This is a genomic window from Roseicyclus sediminis, assembly GCF_025515305.1.
Lineage (GTDB): Bacteria > Pseudomonadota > Alphaproteobacteria > Rhodobacterales > Rhodobacteraceae > Roseibacterium > Roseibacterium sediminis.
This window is the reverse complement of the sequence record NZ_JAOPHT010000013.1, coordinates 15813-32357: the sequence shown is the minus strand read 5'-3', so window position 1 is coordinate 32357 and position 16545 is coordinate 15813. Positions and strand designations below refer to the sequence as shown.

The following is a 16545-nucleotide window of genomic DNA, read 5'->3' as shown; positions in this document are numbered from 1 at the left end:
CGGCCGCGCCGTGAGCGATGGCAGCACCGGACCGCGTCTGACATGAGCCCGATCGCCCCCAGAGCCGAGGCCGCGACAGGCCGCGCCGTCGAGCGTCTTGCACGCTGGCTGGCCTATGCCGGCGGCGTGGTCCTCGTGCTGGTCGCGGTGATGGTCTGCGTCTCGATCATCGGGCGGCAGTTCGACGGCTTCGCCTTCTTCCGTCCCGTGCGCGGCGACTACGAGCTGGTCGAGCTTGGCTGCGTGATCGCGGTCTGCGCCTTCCTGCCGTGGTGCCAGCTCAAGCGCGGGCACGTCGCCGTCGATGTGGTCGTGCAGGCCTTGCCCTACCGGGCCAAGGCCTTTTCCGGGCTGCTGGGCGATGTCCTGATCACGCTGGTCTCCTTCGTGATGGCCTGGCGGCTCTGGGCCGGGTTCGGCGAGAAGTTTCCATATGGCTCGGACGGTTTGCGCGCCGCGCTCGGCATGGGCTCGCGCCCGTTCTTCCCAGAGACGACCTACGAGCTGGAGCTGCCGGTCTGGATTCCCTACGGCCTCGCCTTTCTCGGCATGGCCCTGTTCTTTCTGATCTCGCTCTATACCGTATGGCGGTCGCTCAACTGGACGATCGAAGGCATGGAGCAGAACCCGTGACGGGCCTCGAACTTGCGCTTGCGGCCTTCGGGCTGATGCTTGGGGCGATCTTCCTGCGGGTGCCCATCGGCGTGGCGATGGCGGTGACGGGCTTCGTCGGAAGCTGGATCGTGCTCGGCCGTCCCAGCCCCGCGCTCGCGCAGCTGAAGTCGCTGACCTACGACACGTTCAAGGACTACAACCTGTCGATCGTGCCGCTGTTCCTTCTGATGGGGCAGTTCGCCACGAAGTCCGGCATGTCGGGCGCGCTGTTCCAGGCGGCATCGGACTGGCTGGGCCACCGCAAGGGGGGCGTGGCGATGGCCTCGGTCGGGGCCTGCGCGGGCTTCGGCGCGATCTGCGGGTCGTCGCTGGCCACGGCCTCGACGATGGGGCAGGTGGCCTTGCCCGAAATGCGCAAGCGCGGCTATTCCGACGCGCTGTCGACGGGGGTGCTGGCGGCCGGCGGCACGCTCGGCATCCTGATCCCGCCCTCGATCATCCTCGTGATCTACGCGATCCTCGCCGAGCAGAACATCGTGAAGATGTTCGTGGCCGCCATCGTGCCCGGCATCCTCGCCGCGCTGGGCTACATCCTCGCCGTCGCCATCTACGTCCGGGTTCGCCCGAACGCCGCCACCACCGCCGACCGGGTGCCCTACGCGCAGCGGTTCCGCACGTTGGCGCGGATCTGGCCCGTCGTCGTGATCTTCGGCCTCGTCATGGGCGGGATCGCCGCCGACTGGGACTGGACGCAAAGCGGGGTTCAGGCGCTCTTCACGCCGACAGAAGGCGCGGCGGTGGGCGCGGTGGCCACGGGGCTCTACGGCATCTTCACGCGCGGGCTGACGTGGCAGGGGTTCCTCGACAGCGTGCTCGCGACGGCACAGGCGACGGCGATGATCTTCTTCATCGTCTGGGGGGCGAAGCTGTTCAATTCCTTCCTCGCGCTCACCCGAGCGCCCGACCTCCTCGTGACGTGGATCGAGGCGTCGGGCTACGCGCCGCTCATGGTGCTGGCGATCATGCTGGTGGCCTACCTGATCTTCGGCTGCGTCATGGATTCGCTGTCGATGATCCTGCTGACGATCCCGATCTTCTTCCCGATCATCATGTCGCTCGACTTCGTGGTGCTGGGCCGTCCGCTCAGCCCCGAGGAGGCGGCGATCTGGTTCGGCATCCTCGCGCTGATCGTGGTGGAGGTGGGATTGATCACGCCACCTGTGGGCATGAACCTCTTCATCATCAACTCCATGGCGCGCGATATCCCGATGGTGCGGACCTATGCGGGCGTCGCGCCTTTCGTCGCGTCGGACCTGATCCGGGTCGTGATCCTCGTGCTGTTCCCGGGCATCACGCTCTGGCTGGTGGGAATGCTTTTCGGATAGCACCGGGTGATTGACGGAGGCGGGCGCCGGGGCTAGGCAGGGGCGCGTTGCCCGAGTGGCGGAATGGTAGACGCAGGGGATTCAAAATCCCCCGCCGCAAGGCTTGTCGGTTCGAGTCCGACCTCGGGTACCACCTTCCCTGACATCACGCGCTCAGCGCGCCCGCCATGCCTCCCAGTCCTCGGGCGTGTCGAGGTCGGTCAGCGCGCGATTGCCGTCCAGCGGCACGAGGTGAACACGCGGCGCGTGACGCGACAGCACCTCGCGCGCGCCGGTGTCGCCGGTCAGCGTGGCGAGCTCCGGCAGAAGGTCGGCGGGAAAGAGAACCGGGTGGCCCGGCGTTCCGTCCCCGGCGGCCGCCCGCAGGATGGCGTCGGGGGCCTGCACGGAGAGCGCGCAAAGGAGGTGCAGGTCCGAGGCCGTGACGTCCGGCATGTCGGCCAGCACGATCAGCACCGGCGTCCTCAGCCCCGCGACCCCCGCGACGATGGAGGCGGCCATGCCCGCGTTCTCCGGGGCCTCCACGATCTCCACGTCCAGCCCGTCGAGCAGCGCGCGCCGCGCCTCCTGTCCGGGCCCGAGGACCACCCGTGTCGGCCCCGCCCGCAGGCAGCGCCGCGCCATGACCTGCAAAAGGGGCTGGTCGCCGAAGGGGGCCGGCACCGGCTCCTGCATCTTGTCCGCGCCACGCATGCGCGTCGCGCGCCCGGCGGCCAGAAGAAGGATCGTGGGATCGCTCATCCCCGCATCCGGGCACCATCGGGATCGAAGAGCGGCGTGGTCACGAGCCGCGCGGGGCGCATCTCGCCCAGGATCTCGATCTCGACCTCGCGGCCTTCCCCGATCAGGTGCACCGGAAGGAACCCGAGCGCGACCGATACGCCCGCGTGGTGCGAATAGCCGCCCGAGGTGCAGAACCCCACGACCTCTCCGTCATGCCAGATGGGCTCATAGGCGACCACGTCGGCGTCGCCGGCATCGACAATGAAGGAGCAGAGCCGCCGGGCGGTGCCATTCGCGCGCTCCGCCTCCGCCGCCGCGCGGCCGACGAAATCGGCGTTCTTCTTCCACGACACGAAGCGGTCGAGGCCGGTCTCGCCCACGGTGTAGTCGGGCGAGAATTCCCGCATCCACGATCCGAAGAAGCGGTCGAGGCGCAGGCTCATCATCGCGCGCATCCCGAAGGGCTTCAGCCCGTGGGCCTGTCCCGCCTCCCACAGCACCGACCAGAGCGGCCGCTGCTCCATCGCGTCGACGTAGATCTCGTAGCCCAGATCGCCGGTGTAGCTGACGCGCTGCACCAGCGCCTCGGACAGGCCGATGACCATGCGGCGGGCGTCGAGGAAGCGGAAGGCGTCGGGCCCCACGTCGCTGCGCGTCACATCTTGCAGAAGATCGCGCGCCTTCGGTCCCGCGATCTGGAAGCCGGTGATGCGGTCCGAGACGTTCTCGACGCTCACGCCGTCCTCCATGTGGCCGTCGAACCAGCGCATGTGGAAGTCCTGTGCACCGTAGCTGGCGGTCAGGCGGAATTCGGTATCGCCGAGGCAGGTGATCGTGAAATCCCCCATGATCCGGCCCGACGGCGCCAGCATCGGCGACAGCGACAGGCGCCCCGGCTGCGGCACGCGGCCCGCCATGATCCGGTCGAGCCAGTCGCGCGCGCGGGGGCCCTTCACGACGTATTTCCCGAAGTTCTGCACCTCGTTGATGCCGACGCCCTCGCGCACGGCCCGCACCTCCCGCGCCGTCGCCTCCCAGGCGTTGGAGCGGCGGAAGGACGGGGTCTCGTAGCGCGGCTCGCCTGGCGCCGCGAAGTAGTTCGCGACCTCCAGCCCGTATTGCTGGCCCCAGACCGCGCCCATCGCATCGAAGGTGTCGTACATCGGCGTCACGCGGAAGGGGCGGGCGGCGGGAAGCTCCTCGTTGGGGTAGGAAACGGAGAACCGCGTCTGGTAGTTCTCGATCACCTTGGGCAGCGTGTAGCCGGGCGTCAGGAAGCGGCCGAAGCGGGCCACGTCCATCGCGAAGACGTCGCGCTCGGGTTCGCCCTCGACCATCCACTGCGCGAGGCTGAGGCCCACGCCGCCGCCTTGTGAGAAACCCGCCATGACACCGCAGGCGGACCAGTAGTTGCGCAGCCCCGGCACCGGCCCGACCAGCGGGTTGCCGTCGGGGGCGAAGGTGAAGGGGCCGTGGATCACGGACTTGACGCCCGCACGCTCCAGCACCGGGAAGCGGCGGTAGGCGAAGGCGATGCTGTCCTCGATCTTGTCGAAGTCGTCGGGCAGGAGCTCATGCCCGAAGTCCCAGGGCGTGCCATCGACGGCCCAGGGGCGGCAGGTCTGCTCGTAGAAGCCGATGCAGAGGCCGCGCCCCTCCTGCCGGAGATAACTCTCGCCGGCGGGGTCCATGACATGCGGATGCTCGGCCCCGCGCTCGTAGATTTCGGGGATGTCGTCGGTGACGATATACTGATGCTCCATCGGGTGGAGTGGCAGTTCGATCCCCGCCATGTGCCCGACCTCGCGCGCCCAGAGGCCGCCGGCGTTCACGACGTGCTCGGCATGGATCGTGCCCTTGTCGGTGACCACGTCCCAGGTGCCGTCGGGGCGCGGATTGGTCTCCAGCACCTTGGTGTGGAGCACGATCTCGGCCCCGCCCATCCGCGCGGCCTTGGCATAGGCGTGGGTCGTGCCGGACGGGTCGAGATGGCCGTCGAGCGGGTCGTAAAGGCCGCCGAGAATGCCTTCGACATTCGTCACCGGCGCGATCTTCGCGATCTCCTCGGGGCCGATGATCTCGGTCTCCAGCCCCATGAAGCGGTGCTTCGCGCGCTCGGCCTTCATCATGTCGAGCCGCTCGGGCGTGTCGGCCAGCGTCACGCCGCCCACGTGGTGGAGGCCGCAGGACATGCCCGTGATCTCCTCCAGTTCCCGGTAGAGGCGGATCGTGTAGCCCTGCAGCGCGGCCATGTTGGTGTCGCCGTTCAGCGTGTGGAACCCGCCCGCCGCGTGCCAGGTGGACCCGGACGTCAGTTCCGAGCGCTCCAGCAGCATCACGTCCGACCAGCCGAGCTTGGTCAGATGGTAGGCGACGGAGCATCCGACGACGCCGCCGCCGATGATGCAGACCCGGGTGGTGGTTTTCATGGGATGCCTCCGATAGCCTTGTTGAGGCGCAGGCTTGCGGGGACGGGCCCGCCTTCACAAGCCCAAAGGCGACATATCCTGTCGCGGAACGGAGGTAATGGATGATCCGCTCGATCCTGAGATGGATGCGGCAGCAGTCGCGGCGCATCCACGTGCGGGTGATCCTGTTCGCCGTGCTCAACATGGCCGCGCTCGCGGTCGCGGCGCTGGTCGGGCCGCTGATCCCGGAGGGGGTGGGCGACATGATCGGGGCGGGGGCGGTCGACACGATCCTGCAGATCATCGCAACCTCGATGCTGGCGGTCGTGACCTTCTCGCTGACGATCATGGTGACGGGGTTTTCGCGCGCCGAGGGCCAGTGGACGCCCCGCAGTCACATCCTCCTGCGCGAGGACACGCTGACCCATTCGGTGCTGGCGACCTTCCTCGGGGCGTATCTCTATGCGCTGATCGCGATCATCCTGCGCGCGGCGGATGTCTTCGGCGAAAGCGAGCTGGTCGTCCTGTTCTTCACCACGCTTCTCGTGGTGGCGGCGATCATCGTGTCGATCATCCGCTGGATCCTGCACCTGGAGGGCTTCGGCAGCCTGACGCTGACCGCTCGTCAGCTGGAGGCGCGCGCGGCCGAGGCGGTGCGGGAGGCGGCGCTCTACCCCGCGCAGGGCGCACGGCCCTTCACCGCCGACGTGAGCCTGCCGCAGAAGGGGACCGACATCCGTGCAAAGCGGGCCGGATATGTTCAGCAGATCTTCGAGGAGGCGTTGCAGCACGAGGCCCGCGCGCTGGGCGCGGAGATCTACGTCCTGGTTCCCGTCGGCCGCTACGTGATGCGCGGCGACGTGCTGGCGCGCGTGGCCGGCGAGACGGCGCCGGGCAAGGAGGTGGCCGGCCGCATACGCACCGCGATCCCGGTCGACGACGTGCGCAGCTTCGCGATGGACCCGGTCTTCTGCGTCACCGTCCTTGCCGAGGTCGCCACGCGGGCGCTGTCGCCCGGGGTCAACGATCCGGGCACCGCGATCGACGTGGTGCACCGCCTGTCCCATGTCATCGGGGAGGCGCGCGTCGCCCCAAGGCTGGACGCCCCCGAACACGACAGGGTGTGGATCGAGCCGGTGTCGGCCGACGCGCTCTTCGAGGCGAGCTTCGACCCGATCGCGCGGTCGGCCGGCGATGCGCTGGAGGTGCATCTCGCCTTGTCGCGGGCGCTTGCCGATATTGCGCGGGTGGGCGACGGGCCGCTGCGGGAGGCGGCCGAACGGGCGGCGGAAGCGCACCGCGCGCGGGTTCCCTCACAACTCGTCCACGGGCCCGATCTCGGGCGGTTCATGGCGGCGCGCAGGCGTGGTTGAAGGCGCCGTCGCGCCGGCCCCGCGTCAGAGCCTGCGGATCTTCAGCCGCGTCAGCCGGTTCTTCTCGCGCTCGGCCACTTCGAAGCGGACACCGTGGAACGAGAAGCACTGTCCCTCGACCGGGATCGTCTGCGCCTCGTGGATCACGAGGCCCGCGATCGTGTTCGCCTCCTCGTCGGGCAGGGTCCAGTCGGTCGCGCGGTTGAAGTCGCGGATCGTCATGGAGCCGTCGACGACGTAGTTGCCCTGCGCATCCGGCGTCAGCACGGGCGCGTCGGGCACGTCGAATTCGTCGGTGATCTCGCCCACGATCTCCTCGAGGATGTCCTCGAGAGTGATGAGCCCGCGCAGCGCGCCGTATTCGTCCACCACCAGCGCGAAATGCGTGTGGCGCCGCAGGAAGTTGCGCATCTGGTCGTCGAGCGTCGTGGTCTCGGGGATGAAGTAGGGCTTCATCGCGACGCTGAGGATGTCGAACCCGTCGAACTCGGCCTGTTCCACCTTGCCGTCGTCCAGCAGGTTGTGCATCGCGCGCAGAAGGTCCTTGGCATGGAGGACGCCCACGATGTTTTCCTGGTGGTTGCGATAGAGCGGCAGGCGGGTGTGGTTGCTGTTGAGGCAGAGCCGCAGGATCTCGCCGGCGGGCAGGTCGGCGTCGATCATCTCGATGCCCGAACGGTGGAGCATGATCTCCTCGACGGTGCGCTCGTGCAGGTCGAGGGCACCCAGCAGGCGGTCGCGGTGTTCCTTCTCGACCACGCCCTCGGAATGGCCGATGGACAACGCGCCCATGATCTCATCCTGCACCGACAGCATGTTGGCGCCGGCCTCGATCCGCACCCCGAAAAGCCGGAGCACCCCCCGCACGATGACACGCACGAGCGTGACGATGGGGGCGAGAACCGAGACCACGGCGCCGACGGGGCGGGCGATGCGCGCCGCCGTCGTCTCGGGGTCGTTGATGGCGTAGGTCTTGGGCAGGACCTCGGCGAAGATCAGCACGAGCGCGGTCATCACCAGCGTCGCCACGGCCACGCCGCTTTCGCCGAGGATCACGGTCAGAAGCGAGGTCGCGAGCGACGTGGCGAGGATGTTCACCAGGTTGTTGCCGAGAAGGACGCCGCCGATCAGGCGTTCGTTGTCCTCCTTGAGCGCAAGCGCCCGCTCCGCGCCCTTGGCCCCGACCTCGCCCCGGTCGGCGATGGCGCGCAGCTTGCCGCGCGAGGCGGCCGTCAGCGCCGTTTCCGAGCCCGAGAAGAAGCCCGAACACAGCAGCAGGAACAGGATCACGCCGGCCGTGATCCAGGTTGACGGGTCGGAAAGGCTGGCGCCGAGTGTCGCCGCTTCGGAGAGGGTGTTGTCCATGGCTTGCGTTATGGGGATGCGGAACGGTCCGGGCAAGGGCCGAGGGCAGGGGACCTAGCCGCGCCCGGCGTCATCGCGCGCCAACGGGTGATTTTCCAGCACCAGCGCGCGCAGTCGTTCGTCGAGGATGTGGGTATAGATCTCGGTCGTGGCGATATCGGCGTGGCCCAGAAGCGTCTGGATCGCGCGAAGGTCCGCGCCGTTCTGCAGAAGATGGGTCGCGAAGGCGTGGCGCAGAGTGTGCGGCGTGACAGAGGCCGGGTCGATCCCGGCGGCGGCCGCCAGTTCCTTGACCAGCGTGAAGAAGCGCACCCGCGTCAAGTGACCTTCGCGCCCGCGCGACGGAAACAGGAAGGGCGAGGGCGGTGTCCCGGTCTCGTGGCGCAAGCGGTCGGCCTCGGCGTCGCGGTGGGACAGCCAGGCGCGCGTCGCCTCGCGCGCGGGGGGCGACAGCGGGACCATCCGCTCCTTTCCGCCCTTGCCGCGCACCAGCAACATGCGCGGGTCGCCCCGGACCGCCGCGACGGGCAGGGAGACAAGCTCGCTGACCCGAAGGCCCGTGGCATAGAGCACTTCCAGCAGGCAGGTGTTGCGCAGCCTGTCGCCCGTGGTCCGGCCGCTCTCGCGCGCGGCGGTGAGCATGCGGTCGACGTCCTCGACGCTGAGGACCGAGGGCAGGGCGCGGGTCCGGCCGGGTCCGCGGATCTGCAGGCAGGGGTTGTCCTCGCGCCAGCCTTCGTCATGGGCGAAGCGGTAAAGCTGCCTGAGTGCCGAGAGGCGCCGCGCGCGGGTCGCCGCCGAAAGGCCCGCGGCCTCCTGTCCGGCGAGGTAGTCCTCGATCTCGGCGCGGTTGGCATCGACGAAACCGGTGCCCTTTCGCGTCAGCCATCCCGCAACGTCCTTCAGATCGCGCCCATAGGCCAGAAGCGTGTTGCGCGCCGCCCCCTGTTCGGCGGCATGGGCATCGAGGAAGGCCGCGATCCAGTCGAGATCGGTGCGCGCGGCCATCGGCTCAGCCTTCGGCCAGCATCAGCTGCAGGCTCGCGCGGCGTGCAAGGTCCTCGAGCCCGACGGAGCGGAACAGGACCAGCGTATCGGCGATGTCGCCGGGATCGGCCTCGCGATCGCCCAGAACCAGCGCGGCGCGCAGGAAGGCCTCGCCCATGCGGTCGTTCCGCAGGAACCAGGCGTAGCGGTGGGGCGGCAGCGGCTCGGAGAAGGCGGCGGCGATGGCGAGCGTCACGGCGTCCGCGCCTTGCGGCGCCTCCACCGCGCGGCCGCGCGCGATCTCGAAGGCGAAACGCTCCGCCTCGTCCTGTGCCACGGCGGTCTGGGCGACCCGTTCGTAGATGGGTGACAACAGGCCGGTGCGCCGCGCCAGCAGTCCCGCCTCGCCGGTGAGCGGCACGCGCTGCAGCCGTTCGGAGAAGATCGTGGCGAAGGCGACGGCGAGGCCCGCCTCCTGCATGTGCGCGAAGGCGGGGGGCAGGCGCCGCGCCACCTCGGCCGCGTCCCCCGCCAGAAGTGCCGCGTCGAGCGCCTGCACGGCCGCGACCCGGTCCCAAACGCCGCCGGAGGCCGAAGGTACCCGCATCGTGTAGATGGCGAACCATTGCTGCGGCTCGATCGCGCCAGAGCGCGTCAGCCGCTCGGCGGCGTCGAGCTGCGCGCGCCAGCCGGCGAGTTGCGAAAGATCGGCATGCACGAAGGCCAGCGGCGCCCCGGTAAGGTCGGGCCGCTCGGCGATCGCCATGCGCATCTGGAACGCGAGCGGCGTCAGGTTGGGATCCGGCGGCAGAGGTGGCTCTTCCTGGAACAGTTCTGGGTCGAGGAACCGCGCGATCAGGTCGCCTTCCTCGGTCGTGATCCGCCCCAGCGCCTCGCCGGTGCCCAGCGACAGCGCCGCCGCGGGCCAGTCGCCCATGCGCGCCAGGCAGAAGATGCGCGCGGGAAAGGTCGGCGCGATGTCGGGATTCGCGTCCATCGCGGCGCAGGCCCGGTCACCGTGCCCCGTCAGGAGGCTGACGTCGAAGAAGCGGCGGAAGATCTGCGGCTCGGACGGGCCCGCCCGCTCCATCAGGGCAAGCGCCGGTTCGAGCGCGCCGCGCGCCAGCAGCATGTCGAGCCTTGCGAGAAAGAGGGCGCCGTCCGAGGGGTCCGCGCCGACCGGCGACGACAGTTCCGCCAGAGCCAGCGTTTGCGTGAACGACAGGACCGCGGGCAGGCCGCCCGTCCGCTGCGCCCGGAACAGCCGGACCAGTGTTTCGGGCTCGGACTGACCCCAGAGATCGTCCGGCAGCCCGGTGATCGAGCGCGGAAGAAGGCCCACCGCGTCCAGTTCCACCGCGTCGAGCGGCAGGACCGTGAAATCGGGCCGCGACGCCGAGGTGGCGACATTGGCATGGGGCCGCGTGACCGTGTCCGACAGCCAGTCCGGCGAGAAGGCGTCGGGCAGGTCGGGCAGGGTCGGGGGCATGATCTCCTCGACGGGATCCTGCGCGGCGACGGCCTGCGCCAAGAGCCCCGCCAACGCCGCGGCGAACAGGGTTTGCCTAGTCACGGCCCAGGTCCACGGGCTGCGTTACGCTTTGCCGGTCGGGCTCGAGGAAGCCCGAATAGGAGAAGGTGACAAGGCCGACCGCGGCCAGCAAGACGAGGATGAGAAGAAGGCCGATGACGCGCCCCATGGGATCCGTTTTTCCCTTCCTGCCCTGGCCTTTGTCCCAGGCCTTCGACTTCGCGGTCCGTTCCACGCGGCAGGGTTCTGCCGCGTCCGGTCGCGGACACACCGCCACCGCGCCACGAGGTTTGCCGCGCGGCTTTTTTCAATATAAGCCATGGCTGGTGGAATAATGCCAGTCAGCGAAAGTTTTTTTTCGGCCATGGGCGAAAGCGTGCCAGAGCTGCAGGTCCGACTGCGCAAGACCGTTGTCCTGATCGGCATGATGGGGGCGGGAAAAACCGCTGTGGGCCGGGCGCTCGCCACGCGGCTCGGCGTTCCGATGCGCGACTCCGACGCCGAGATCGTGGAGCGCGCGCGCCTGTCCATCAACGAGATCTTCGAACGCTATGGCGAGCCGTTCTTCCGCGAGAAGGAGACACAGGTGATCGAACGCCTGCTGGAGGGGGAGCCTTGCATCCTGTCCACGGGCGGCGGCGCCTGGATGTCGGAACGCAACCGCGCGCTTCTGACCGAGAAGGCGGCGGTCCTCTGGCTCGAGGCGGACCTCGATCTCCTGTGGAACCGTGTGCGTCACAAGTCGACGCGGCCGCTTCTGCGGACGCAGAACCCGCATCGCACGCTTTCCGAGATGCTCGAAGCCCGCACGCCGGTCTACCGGCTCGCGCCGCTGAAGATCCACGTCGAGGCCGGCTGGTCCATTGCCGAGACGGCCGAACGCGTGCTCCGTCGCCTGGTGGAAGCGGGCGCCGCCGAGGAGGTTGCGGCATGACCGGGACCGCGACCGCTGCGATGCGCCACGACGTCCGCGTACCGCTTGGCGACCGGGCCTACACGGTGCGCATCGCGCCCGGCCTGCTGGCGCAGGCAGGCGCAGAGATCGCGCCTCTCCTGAAACGTCCGCGCGTCTCCGTCGTGACCGAGGAAACGGTCGCTGCGCTGCACCTGCCGGCGCTTCAGGCCGGCCTGCGCGCCGCTGGCATCGAAAGCGAGGCGCTGATCCTGCCGCCGGGCGAGGGGACCAAGGGCTGGCCGCAGCTGATGCGGACCGTCGAGTGGCTCCTGTCGCAGAAGGTGGAGCGGTCGGGCCTCGTGATCGCCTTCGGCGGCGGGGTGATCGGCGATCTCGTCGGTTTCGCCGCCGCGATCCTCCGGCGCGGCGTGCGCTTCGTGCAGGTGCCGACGACGCTTCTGGCGCAGGTCGACAGTTCGGTCGGCGGCAAGACCGGGATCAACACCTCCCACGGCAAGAACCTCGTGGGCGCCTTCCACCAGCCAAGCCTCGTTCTGGCCGATATCGACGTGCTCGGCACGCTCGCCCCCCGCGACTTCCTCGCGGGTTACGGCGAGGTGGCGAAATACGGGCTGCTGGGCGATGCGGATTTCTTCGAATGGCTGGAGGCGAACGGACCCGCGCTTGCCGCTGGCGACACCGCGCTGCGCGCTGAGGCGATCCGCCACTCGGTCCAGATGAAGGCCGACATCGTCGTGCGCGACGAGACCGAGCAGGGGGACCGCGCGCTCCTCAATCTCGGGCACACCTTCGGCCACGCGCTCGAGGCCGCGACAGGCTATTCCGACCGGCTTCTGCACGGCGAGGGGGTGGCGATCGGCTGCGCGCTGGCCTTCGAACTGTCGGCGCGCCTGGGCCTGTGCAGCCAGGAGGAGCCGAGCCGCGTGCGCGCGCACCTCACCGACATGAAGATGAAGCGCGACCTGTCTGACATTCCCGGGGATTTGCCGGATGCCGAGGCGCTTCTGGCGCTGATGGGGCAGGACAAGAAGGTGGTGGACGGACAGTTGCGGTTCATCCTCGCGCGCGGGATCGGGGAGGCCTTCGTGACCGCGGATGTGCCGGTGGAGGCCGTCCGCGACGTGCTGCGGGACGCGATGCGCGGAACCGGAAGGCGCGGGTGACGGGTTTGAGCCCGAAGGACGCGTTTGTCCTCCAGCCACGTGGTCAATGCCTGCCCCGCTGATCCGGCCTCCTATCGGAAGGGGAGGTCGAAAATGACGTCACCCCGTGCGATCGCGCCGATCAGGTCACAAGGATCCTCCTGCTGAGACAGGTAAGCATGTGCGTTTGCGATGAAGGCCTCCGGCGACAACATGAGTACCACCGCACTGATGCCATCTCTCGTGATGGGGCGTTCGACTTCGGCGGCCCGCTGATCCAGGGGCGCCCGATCCGCGTCCGACAGGAACCGGATCTGCATCGTATAGGCTACGAATTCCTGTGTGGCCGGGCACCCCTCGTAGGGGCAAGGCAAGGTGCCGAGCGCGGCATGGGCAAGCTCGTGGCGGAGAATGCTGTTGAAGAACACTTCAGGTTCCAGGTGGCCGAATGGACTGTCGGGCGCACCGGACAGGTGGGTCTCATAAACCTCCAACGGCAAAAGCTGTATAAGATCTTCGTCGCAATGGTAGAGCCCGTAGCAGTTGCCGGGCATGGACCGCGTGACCTCGATGGCGACAGGGGTCGGAACGTACAGGTTACAGCTCGCCAGTTGCTCAGTCGCCTCCAGGGCCGCTTGGCAGACAGCATCCGCGCGGTGGCCGGCACCATAGACACTGAACCCGCCCCCTGGGCAGATGACCGCCTCGGCCACCAAGGCTTGCGGCAGGCAAAGCCCAAGGCAGATTGCAGCGGCGCGCGCGACGGTGGACCTTTGCTTCAAGTGCCAAACCCCTCAAAACGGACGAGAATTGCAACACTCCGGTTCCGGCCAAGCTGCCAGAAGCATGCCCTACATCGCAGCCTCGCGGTTGGCCCTTGGAAAACCATGTGTGTCCGCGACGCAGCTTCCGCGTGGCATTTCCACCTATTTCCACAGATGATTGCCCAGCGTGACTGCTGACAAAACTAAAAAAGACTCCTGATGATTGTTTTTTTCGATATAGTTAACCTTGGTTATGGTCCGTGCGCTTGGGAGGGCACATCATGAGGAATTGGAACACCGCAGCGAAGCTCCTTGCGGCATTTGCCTTGGTCAGCAGCCCGTCCTTCGCCGACAGCGTCGGCGAGCAGGAGTACATGGTCGCCTGCGCCGGGTGTCACGGAGAGAGCGGCTTGGGCGATGGGCCTCTCGCCGGGCTTCTGAACATCGAAACGCCCAATCTGAGAGGTCTCTCGATGGCCAATGGAGGGACTTTTCCCGTGGGAGCTGTCCTCGCCACGGTCGATGGTCGCGACGGCGTCCGGGCGCATGGGAGTGCGATGCCGGTCTGGGGTGATCGTTTCCAGGCCTCGGCGAGCAGTGAACGCGGAGAGACCGCGGAGATGGTGGCACGTGGGCGAATCCTGTCGCTCGTCTACTACCTGGAATCGATCCAGCAGTAGTTCCTGACGGACCCAGCCGACGCCTGCCCATCCGTCTGCAAGCTCGGCCCGCGCCGGAGTTCGAAGTGGCGACGCCGCTTCACTCCTTGCCGCGGTAGGGTTCCACGTACTGCAGCGCCATGTCCCAGGGGAAGAAGATCCAGGTGTCCTGGCTCACCCCGGTGATGAAGGTATCGACCATCGGCTCGCCCTTGGGCTTGGCGTAGACGGTGGCGAAATGCGCCTTGGGGTAGAGCGAGCGGACCACTTCCAGGGTCTTGCCCGTATCGACGAGGTCGTCCACCACCAGCACGCCCTCGCCATCGCCCATCATGGCGTCGTCGGGCCGGTTCAGCACCACGGGGGCCGCCTGGGTCTGGTGGTCGTAGCTCTTCACGCTGATCGTATCGACCATGCGGATGTCGAGCTCGCGCGCCACGATCATCGCGGGCGCCATGCCGCCGCGGGTGATGGCGACGACCGCGCGCCAGGACCCGTCCGATCCGGGGCCGCGCTTGTCGAGGCGCCACGCCAGCGCGCGGGCGTCGCGGTGGATCTGGTCCCACGAGACGTGGAACCCTTTTTCATGCGGCAGCGGATTGATCATAGGTTTTCTCCCAGTCTTTGCCGGTATGCGGAAACAAGCGTGCCGGCCAGGATGGGCAGCGCGAAGATGCCCCCCACCTCTATCGCGAGTTCGGTCAGTTGTCGGTTGGCGACGCGATTGAACGTGCCGTCCAACAGCAAGAACAACGGGATGACCATGATCGCCATATGGGCCGTCACCGCGATCAGGAGAGCGCCCAGGGCCCCCAGCCATGTCCTGATCCGCGCGATCAGGGCTGCAATGCCGATCACCGCCGCTTCGACCCAAAGCATGGAAGCCTCGGTGGCGAATTCCACCGCCCAGACCAGCAGGAGTGTCATGGCGACGCCTGCCACCGAGACAAGGGCAAAGTGTATCAGGGGCCACCGCGGCAGGGTCATTCCGAGTTCAGCCCTCACGCTTCTCCAGCGTCATGTCGGGCGCCTCGGGGTTCTTCATCCCGATGATGTTGTAGCCCGAGTCGACATGGTGAACCTCGCCCGTCACCGCGCTTGAAAGGTCCGACAGCAGGTAGAGCGCGGACTTGCCCACCTCCTCCTGCGTGACCGTCCGGCGCAGAGGCGCGTTGTTCTCGTTCCATTTCAGGATGTAGCGGAAATCGCCGATGCCCGAGGCGGCGAGCGTCTTGATCGTGCCCGCACTGATCGCGTTCACGCGGATGCCGTCGCGCCCGAGGTCCTCGGCGAGGTACATGACGCTCGCCTCGAGCGCGGCCTTGGCCACGCCCATGACGTTGTAGTGCGGCATGACCTTCTCGGCGCCGAAATAGGTCAGCGTCAGGAGCGACCCGCCGTTCGGCATCATCTTCTCCGCGCGCTGGCAGACGGCGGTGAAGGAATAGACCGAGATGTCCATCGTCATCGCGAAGTTCGCGGGGCTCGTGTCGACGTAGCGGCCGCGCAGCTCGTTCTTGTCGGAGAAGCCGATGGCATGAACCACGAAATCGAGGCTGCCCCATTCCGCCTCGAGCGCCGCGAAGAGCGCGTCCAGGCTGTCGGGATCGCCGACATCGCAGGGAAGGACGATCGAGGAGCCGAGGCTTTCAGCCAGGGGCTGCACCCGCTTCAGCAATTGCTCGCCCTGGTAGGAAAAGGCCAGCTCCGCGCCTTCGGCCGCGACCGCGCGGGCAATGCCCCAGGCGATGGACTTGTCGTTGGCCAGCCCCATGATGAGCCCGCGTTTGCCTGTCATCAAGCCCATGGCCACAGTCCCTCGTCATTCGCCTTCACCGTTGGCTTCCTGTAGGGCATCACCGGGGGGGCCGCAAGATTGCCGCGTCCGCGGCATCCCCGGACCTTGTCGCGGCGCGTGGGCGGGATAAGGTTCTTCGCGGACAACAGGGCAGGGACCGACATGGCTGACCGGACGGGCAAATTCGCGGGCGACGACCCTTTCATGATCGCGAGATCCTGGCTCGACGAGGCGCGGGAGAGCGAGCTCAACGATCCCGAGGCGATCGCGCTGGCCTCGGTCGACGAGTCGGGCCTGCCGAACGTTCGCATGGTACTCCTCAAGGAGATCGAGGCGCCGGGCGCGGGCGAGGGGGCCTTCGTCTTCTACACCAACTACGAAAGCGTGAAGGGGCAGGAGTTGTCGGCCAGCGGCAAGGCCGCCTTCGTCATGCACTGGAAGAGCCTGCGTCGCCAGATCCGCGTCCGCGGCACGGTCGAGCGTCAGGACGGCCCCGCCGCCGACGCCTACTTCCGCAGCCGCTCGCTCAAGAGCCGTCTCGGCGCCTGGGCCTCGAGGCAGTCGCGCCCGCTGGACAGCCGCGGCACGCTCATGGCCGAGGTCGCGCGCGTGACCGCGCAGAAGGGGACCAATCCCGACCGCCCGCCCTTCTGGGGCGGCTTCCGCATCACGCCGGTCGAGATCGAGTTCTGGGCCGACGGCGCGTTCCGGCTGCATGACCGGTTCCGCTGGACGCGGACGGCGCCCGGAGCGCCCTGGCAGGTGGTTCGTCTGAACCCCTGATCGGTCCGCCCTGCCGCGTCCGGGCCGGTAGATTCACGATGCGTGAATTTTTCAACGTCTGAAAACATTGAGAATTTTCGGGTTGCCCCGCATGGC

General features: G+C 68.0%; 17 protein-coding genes and 1 tRNA gene. 8 read left to right on the top strand and 10 right to left on the bottom strand.

Annotated features, from left to right (window positions below; genetic code table 11):
* Nucleotides 1–42: 42 nt before the first annotated feature.
* The 3 genes from N8I71_RS15335 to N8I71_RS15325 all read left to right on the top strand — a co-directional run bounded on the left by N8I71_RS15335 (nucleotide 43) and on the right by N8I71_RS15325 (nucleotide 2133).
* A complete protein-coding gene (locus tag N8I71_RS15335) occupies nucleotides 43–633 on the top strand; it encodes a TRAP transporter small permease (protein ID WP_262878887.1) in 591 nt (196 codons plus the stop codon).
* A complete protein-coding gene (locus N8I71_RS15330; protein WP_262878886.1) occupies nucleotides 630–2000 on the top strand; it encodes a TRAP transporter large permease in 1371 nt (456 codons plus the stop codon). The genes N8I71_RS15335 and N8I71_RS15330 overlap by 4 nt, the downstream gene beginning before the upstream one ends.
* A gap of 49 nt (nucleotides 2001–2049) precedes the next feature.
* Nucleotides 2050–2133: transfer RNA gene (locus tag N8I71_RS15325), tRNA-Leu, on the top strand.
* Between the two features lie 20 nt (nucleotides 2134–2153).
* On the opposite strand, the gene N8I71_RS15320 is transcribed toward N8I71_RS15325, so the two are convergent.
* Both N8I71_RS15320 and N8I71_RS15315 read right to left on the bottom strand, forming a co-directional pair.
* The gene (locus tag N8I71_RS15320; protein WP_262878885.1) at nucleotides 2154–2741 is read right to left on the bottom strand and encodes a nucleotidyltransferase family protein; all 588 of its coding nucleotides are present in this window, start codon (nucleotides 2739–2741) and stop codon (nucleotides 2154–2156) included.
* Nucleotides 2738–5152, bottom strand: a complete 2415-nt coding sequence (locus tag N8I71_RS15315; RefSeq protein ID WP_262878884.1) for a GcvT family protein — start codon at nucleotides 5150–5152, stop codon at nucleotides 2738–2740. The genes N8I71_RS15320 and N8I71_RS15315 overlap by 4 nt, the downstream gene beginning before the upstream one ends.
* Nucleotides 5153–5253: 101 nt before the next feature.
* On the opposite strand from N8I71_RS15315, the gene N8I71_RS15310 reads away from it, so the two are divergent.
* Nucleotides 5254–6504: a DUF2254 domain-containing protein gene (locus N8I71_RS15310; protein ID WP_262878883.1), complete on the top strand. Its 1251-nt coding sequence runs from the start codon at nucleotides 5254–5256 to the stop codon at nucleotides 6502–6504.
* A 24-nt stretch (nucleotides 6505–6528) separates the two neighbouring features.
* On the opposite strand, the gene N8I71_RS15305 is transcribed toward N8I71_RS15310, so the two are convergent.
* The 4 genes from N8I71_RS15305 to N8I71_RS15290 are packed head-to-tail and all read right to left on the bottom strand — an operon-like array spanning nucleotide 6529 to nucleotide 10556.
* On the bottom strand, nucleotides 6529–7869 hold the full coding sequence (locus N8I71_RS15305; RefSeq protein ID WP_262878882.1) for an HlyC/CorC family transporter: 1341 nt from the start codon (nucleotides 7867–7869) through the stop codon (nucleotides 6529–6531).
* A gap of 54 nt (nucleotides 7870–7923) precedes the next feature.
* The gene (locus N8I71_RS15300) at nucleotides 7924–8877 is read right to left on the bottom strand and encodes a tyrosine recombinase (RefSeq protein WP_262878881.1); all 954 of its coding nucleotides are present in this window, start codon (nucleotides 8875–8877) and stop codon (nucleotides 7924–7926) included.
* A 4-nt stretch (nucleotides 8878–8881) separates the two neighbouring features.
* Entirely contained in the window at nucleotides 8882–10429 is a 1548-nt protein-coding gene (locus tag N8I71_RS15295) for a hypothetical protein (protein ID WP_262878880.1), read from the bottom strand.
* Nucleotides 10422–10556, bottom strand: a complete 135-nt coding sequence (locus tag N8I71_RS15290; RefSeq protein WP_262878879.1) for a hypothetical protein — start codon at nucleotides 10554–10556, stop codon at nucleotides 10422–10424. The genes N8I71_RS15295 and N8I71_RS15290 overlap by 8 nt, the downstream gene beginning before the upstream one ends.
* Before the next feature lie 195 nt (nucleotides 10557–10751).
* Here N8I71_RS15290 and N8I71_RS15285 point away from each other — a divergent pair, with 195 nt between their 5' ends.
* Together N8I71_RS15285 and aroB are read left to right on the top strand one after the other, a co-directional pair.
* Nucleotides 10752–11321 (top strand): shikimate kinase, encoded by a 570-nt coding sequence (locus tag N8I71_RS15285; RefSeq protein WP_262878878.1) that lies wholly within the window; start codon nucleotides 10752–10754, stop codon nucleotides 11319–11321.
* Nucleotides 11322–11341: 20 nt separating this feature from the next.
* Nucleotides 11342–12466, top strand: a complete 1125-nt coding sequence (gene aroB / locus N8I71_RS15280; RefSeq protein ID WP_262878961.1) for a 3-dehydroquinate synthase — start codon at nucleotides 11342–11344, stop codon at nucleotides 12464–12466.
* A 71-nt stretch (nucleotides 12467–12537) separates the two neighbouring features.
* On the opposite strand, the gene N8I71_RS15275 is transcribed toward aroB, so the two are convergent.
* Complete coding sequence (locus tag N8I71_RS15275; protein WP_262878877.1) at nucleotides 12538–13227, bottom strand: hypothetical protein; 690 nt, start codon at nucleotides 13225–13227, stop codon at nucleotides 12538–12540.
* A gap of 263 nt (nucleotides 13228–13490) precedes the next feature.
* Here N8I71_RS15275 and N8I71_RS15270 point away from each other — a divergent pair, with 263 nt between their 5' ends.
* Nucleotides 13491–13889 carry a c-type cytochrome gene (locus tag N8I71_RS15270; protein WP_262878876.1) on the top strand — a complete coding sequence of 133 codons (399 nt, stop codon included), beginning with the start codon at nucleotides 13491–13493 and terminating at the stop codon, nucleotides 13887–13889.
* 79 nt (nucleotides 13890–13968) lie between these two features.
* Here N8I71_RS15270 and gpt read toward each other — a convergent pair whose 3' ends face one another.
* From gpt to fabI, 3 genes are all read right to left on the bottom strand, one after another.
* A complete protein-coding gene (gpt, locus tag N8I71_RS15265; RefSeq protein WP_262878875.1) occupies nucleotides 13969–14475 on the bottom strand; it encodes a xanthine phosphoribosyltransferase in 507 nt (168 codons plus the stop codon).
* Complete coding sequence (locus N8I71_RS15260) at nucleotides 14472–14795, bottom strand: hypothetical protein (RefSeq protein WP_262878874.1); 324 nt, start codon at nucleotides 14793–14795, stop codon at nucleotides 14472–14474. Before N8I71_RS15260 ends, gpt begins: the two co-directional genes overlap by 4 nt.
* Nucleotides 14796–14862: 67 nt before the next feature.
* On the bottom strand, nucleotides 14863–15675 hold the full coding sequence (gene fabI, locus N8I71_RS15255) for an enoyl-ACP reductase FabI (RefSeq protein WP_262878873.1): 813 nt from the start codon (nucleotides 15673–15675) through the stop codon (nucleotides 14863–14865).
* Nucleotides 15676–15828: 153 nt separating this feature from the next.
* Here fabI and pdxH point away from each other — a divergent pair, with 153 nt between their 5' ends.
* A complete protein-coding gene (gene pdxH, locus N8I71_RS15250; protein ID WP_262878872.1) occupies nucleotides 15829–16449 on the top strand; it encodes a pyridoxamine 5'-phosphate oxidase in 621 nt (206 codons plus the stop codon).
* Nucleotides 16450–16545 lie beyond the last annotated feature (96 nt).